This window comes from Moorena sp. SIO2C4 (assembly GCF_010672485.1).
Taxonomy (GTDB): Bacteria; Cyanobacteriota; Cyanobacteriia; order Cyanobacteriales; family Coleofasciculaceae; genus Moorena; species Moorena producens.
In genome coordinates, this window is the sequence record NZ_JAAHGN010001472.1 from 1 (window position 1) to 1353 (window position 1353).

The following is a 1353-nucleotide window of genomic DNA, read 5'->3' on the forward strand; positions in this document are numbered from 1 at the left end:
CTCGCGGATCAAGAAAACCACTAAACTTCTTTCTCAAGAAATGGGTCGCAAGCCCACAGAAGAGGAAATTGCAGATCGGATGGAAATGACCATCGAGAAGTTGCGATTCATTGCCAAATCAGCTCAACTTCCCATCTCCTTAGAAACGCCTATTGGTAAAGAAGAAGACTCCCGCTTGGGAGACTTTATTGAAGCCGATGGTGAAACCCCAGAAGATCAGGTTTCCAAAAATCTACTCCGGGAAGACCTAGAAAGTGTCCTTGATACCCTTAGTCCCCGGGAACGTGACGTACTGCGTCTACGCTATGGATTAGATGATGGACGGATGAAGACTTTGGAAGAAATCGGCCAAATCTTCAACGTCACGCGGGAACGGATTCGACAAATTGAAGCCAAAGCCCTTCGCAAACTACGCCATCCAAATCGCAATAGCATTCTCAAGGAATATATCCGATAGAAAACCCTGCTGCTTGATAGCAATCAGGGTTTTCTGTTATCGTTCAATTTACTTCGTGGGGAATAGGGAGTCAGTATGAAGTCTGGTTAATCACATATAATACGGTTGGTACCATGGATGTTAATTGTCAATTGACTCCTAACAATTGTTAATTTTCAATTTTCCATTGGCTATCAACCAAACATGATAAGTATTCAAACAGACATTATATCACATTCCTTACCCCAATTCCTACCCAGAAATTAGTTCCGGTGCGCTTTCCTATGGCGAATTAAATTACGGGGTCGCACCGTTTTCATATTTTAGCTGACATTCCGTAGAACAAACTATGGAATCAGCTAAAAACACATAAGAAAGCTGGAGTTCAACACTAGAACTCCAGCTATTTATTGAGATTGACAAATTTAACTAACTATTGGGAACTACATTAATCCCAAGAAGTGTAGTACACCTTGACCAGTAATATATTCTGTGACTAAAGCAGCGATGAAGCCGATCATAGCTAGACGACCATTTAAGTTTTCTGCTTTAGGGGTGAAACCGAACTTGGCTTCGTTAGACTCTTGATTGGACATGGTTCTTTGCTCCGCTAATTTACTCTGTGTAGCCCGTTTATATTAATAAATGTAACAAATTATTGGCTAAATGTCAATTATCTGCATAGGCAAGCGGGATGAATTGTGTATAAAGTCTTAGTTGATCAATGATGTAAACTTATGTGAAGTATAATTTGCTGTTTTCATCATGATCTCTCGTCGCGCATTTATCAGCAGTCTGTTGGCTAGCTTGATCGTTTTACTGGCTTGGATAAATTTTGCCAACCCTGCCCATGCTCTCGGTGGCAAACAACCTCCTATTAATGAACCCGCACCCGAGTTCACCCTACCGACCAATAC

Annotated in this window: 2 protein-coding genes and 1 pseudogene; 2 read left to right on the forward strand and 1 reads right to left on the reverse strand. The window is 41.4% G+C overall.

Annotation, left to right across the window (positions count from 1 at the left end; genetic code table 11):
• Positions 1-457: sigma-70 family RNA polymerase sigma factor (locus F6K20_RS38695; protein ID WP_287298473.1), on the forward strand; the 457-nt coding region annotated here is incomplete at its 5' end.
• A gap of 422 nt (positions 458-879) precedes the next feature.
• Here the strand turns inward: F6K20_RS38695 and F6K20_RS38700 are convergent.
• Complete coding sequence (locus tag F6K20_RS38700; RefSeq protein WP_008182021.1) at positions 880-1032, reverse strand: CAB/ELIP/HLIP family chlorophyll-binding protein; 153 nt, start codon at positions 1030-1032, stop codon at positions 880-882.
• Positions 1033-1201: 169 nt separating this feature from the next.
• Between F6K20_RS38700 and F6K20_RS41080 the strand changes: the two are divergent.
• Positions 1202-1353, forward strand: a pseudogene (locus tag F6K20_RS41080) (peroxiredoxin); the annotation flags it as partial.